This window comes from Dietzia sp. DQ11-71 (genome assembly GCF_014144995.1).
In the GTDB taxonomy this organism is placed as follows: Bacteria; Actinomycetota; Actinomycetes; order Mycobacteriales; family Mycobacteriaceae; genus Dietzia; species Dietzia kunjamensis.
In genome coordinates, this window is record NZ_JAALDT010000492.1 from 1 (window position 1) to 2,486 (window position 2,486).

Consider the following 2,486-nt stretch of genomic DNA (forward strand, 5'->3'; position numbering starts at 1 on the left):
CACCACGGCCACGGTGTGGGGGGCGGTCGCCGGCGTCGCGGTCGCGCTCCTCGCCGCCGGGATCGTCGGGCGTCGCATGCTCCGGTCGCTGGCGGAGGTGGGGGCCGCCACCACCGCGATAGCCGCCGGGGACTACACCCGCCGCATCACCCGTCCCCCCGAGCGGGAGATCGCGGCCCTGGCCGACGACGTGACGACGCTCGCCCGGACGATCGACCAGACCGAGGCGCGCCGGATGCGTCTCATCTCGGAAGTCGCACACGAGATGCGCACGCCGCTCACCGTGATCGACGGGTACGTGGAGGGCATCGCCGACGGCGTGTTCGGCGTGGAGGAGTTGCGTCACGTGCGTGCCGAGAGCGCCCGGCTCCGGCGCCTGTCCGAGGACCTGTCGACGCTGTCCAAGGGCACCGAGGGCCGCCTCGACCTCGCGCCGACGGAGACCGACCTGGCCGAACTGGTGCGCCTCACGGTCGAGCGGCTCCGGCCCCGGTTCGCCTCGACGGAGGTCGACCTGCGGGTGGAGTTGCCCGACGACGAAGTGCGCCTGACGGTCGACCCGGACCGCGTGGCGCAGGTCGTCGAGAACCTGGTGGTCAACGCACTGGCCGCCACCGAGCGCGGCCGGGTGACGGTCTCGGTGAGCGGCACCTCCGGCGGGGCGGAGATCACCGTCGCCGACACCGGCATCGGCCTGGACGACGACTCGGCCGAGCGCGTCTTCGAGCGGTTCCATCGCGGGCCCGGCGGACACGCCGGCGGATCCGGCCTCGGTCTGACCATCGGACGCCAACTGGCCCGGGCCCACGGGGGCGACCTCACAGTCGCCTCCCGGGGCCCGGGCCAGGGGTCCACCTTCGTGTTCAGCCTCGCTCGAACGCCGCCAGGTGCTTCTCCGATCCGTCCCTGAGGTGCTCGTACACCGCGTCCAGATCGGGTTGCTCGGTGGCCGCCATCGCGGCCTCGAGATCGGCGATGTCGCGTCGCTCGAGCTCGGCGCCCACCGCCAGCGCCTCGGACTTCGAGGTCAGGCCCCGCTCCAGCCAGTCGTCGTACAGCTCCTGGAGCTCCGGGTAGTCGTACACTCCCGGGGTGGAGCCGACCGACGGGTCGGGCAGGTCGTGGTTCGCGAGCAGGGTCGCCGTGGCCTCACCGTGCCGGGCTTCCGCAGCCGAGATGTTGTCGAACCGGCGGTCCGGCCACGCCTCGCCCAACGCCACGTACAGGTCGTGGGCGAGCCGCTCCTCCTCGCGCATCATCGACAGGGTCTCGGCCTCCTCGGCCGACAACGTACCGGCGGGCGCGGGGACCTCGAGCCCGTGGCCCTTCTCGCCACGCTGGCCCTTCTCGCCACGCTGGCCCTTCTCACCCTGCGGGGCCTGCTGGCCCGCTCCGCCCTGGCCCTGCCCGCCATGGCCCTGTCCGCCCTGGCCCTGCTGTCCGTGGTGCCCCTGGGGGCCTCCCGTCTGCTGCTGTGTCGCGACCGTCGCGACCCGGGTGTCCTCCGCGGGCCCGTCGGACCCGGCCAACGCGTAACCGCCGACCCCCGCCACCGCCAACGCGCCGACGGCCGCGACCGCGCCGATCGAACGACGGATCGTCCTGTTCGAGTTCGTCTTCATGATCCTCACCTCGTCCTGCCCCGCGGGGGGCCTCGTCTGCCGGTTCGTCCGACACCTCGATTCCACCGCCTCCGCATGAGGCACCCGAGAGGTCTCCGTGAGGATCCGGTGAAGATCGTCACCCACTTGCGTGCAGGTCTGCGACGTGCCATTCTTTGTCCACCGCGGGCACACCAGCCCGCTTCTGGTCGAACCGGAAACGGCACATCCGCCGACTGCGTTCGATTCCGCGGGAGCGATCCGTTCCGGCCACCCCATCTCACCCGGCGCCCTCACCACCAGGTCCGCGCCATTCCCGGGTAGCCGTCGTCGCCTCCACCCAACGCATCCGAGCACGGCTCGTCGTCTCGTCACCAGTGGACGTGGCGGCTGTGCAGCTCGCTTCCCGACCAGGAGGAATCCCCATGTCGCAGTACCGAAATCCCGCCATGAACAACGCGCCGACCGCGTTCTCGTACACGCCGACCGGCCGGGCCATCCCGCCGTCGTCGCCGCTGCGGACTCCGAACCGTCGCCCGGTCTCGCCGTCGTACACGCCCACCGGCCGCGTCGTCCTGTCGACGCCGGCCACCCGCGGCTCCGCCTGAGCGCGAGCCCACCGCACCGCTACTCGCGCGCGGCGCCCACCGTCCGGCCCACCGGCCGACAGTCGGGCGTCGTGCGCGAGGCGTCTCCCGGCTACAACCGGTCGGCGGCCACGAGACGGGTGGTCACCACCAGGGCTATCGCGCCACACGCGAGGATCCCGGTCGAGACGAACAGTTGCATCACCCCGGCCTCCCACGGACGGGCACCGCCGAGCACCATCCCGACGAACGCCCCGGGGATCGTGACCAACCCGATGGTGCGCGTCTGGTCCAGCGA

The 2,486-nt window shown here is 72.4% G+C and carries 4 protein-coding genes; 2 read left to right on the top strand and 2 right to left on the bottom strand.

Translation table 11 applies throughout. The annotated features are described in order from the left end of the window. The coding region (locus G6023_RS15160; protein ID WP_182636301.1) for a sensor histidine kinase at window positions 1–910 on the top strand (910 nt) is incomplete at its 5' end. Here the strand turns inward: G6023_RS15160 and G6023_RS15165 are convergent. Beyond that, window positions 864–1,622 carry a DUF2202 domain-containing protein gene (locus tag G6023_RS15165; RefSeq protein WP_067714777.1) on the bottom strand — a complete coding sequence of 253 codons (759 nt, stop codon included), beginning with the start codon at window positions 1,620–1,622 and terminating at the stop codon, window positions 864–866. The genes G6023_RS15160 and G6023_RS15165 overlap by 47 nt on opposite strands. 404 nt (window positions 1,623–2,026) lie before the next feature. On the opposite strand from G6023_RS15165, the gene G6023_RS15170 reads away from it, so the two are divergent. Then, window positions 2,027–2,209, top strand: coding sequence for a hypothetical protein (locus tag G6023_RS15170; protein ID WP_067714780.1), 183 nt, complete (start codon window positions 2,027–2,029; stop codon window positions 2,207–2,209). Between the two features lie 91 nt (window positions 2,210–2,300). On the opposite strand, the gene G6023_RS15175 is transcribed toward G6023_RS15170, so the two are convergent. After that, window positions 2,301–2,486, bottom strand: a 186-nt coding sequence (locus G6023_RS15175; protein WP_182636303.1) for an ABC transporter permease, incomplete at its 5' end; no start/stop codon positions are given.

Excerpts from the sequence above, each read along its gene's own strand:
- G6023_RS15165 (WP_067714777.1), bottom strand. The coding sequence starts at position 1,622 with ATGAAGACGAACTCGAACAGGACGATCCGTCGTTCGATCGGCGCGGTC.
- G6023_RS15170 (WP_067714780.1), top strand. The coding sequence starts at position 2,027 with ATGTCGCAGTACCGAAATCCCGCCATGAACAACGCGCCGACCGCGTTC.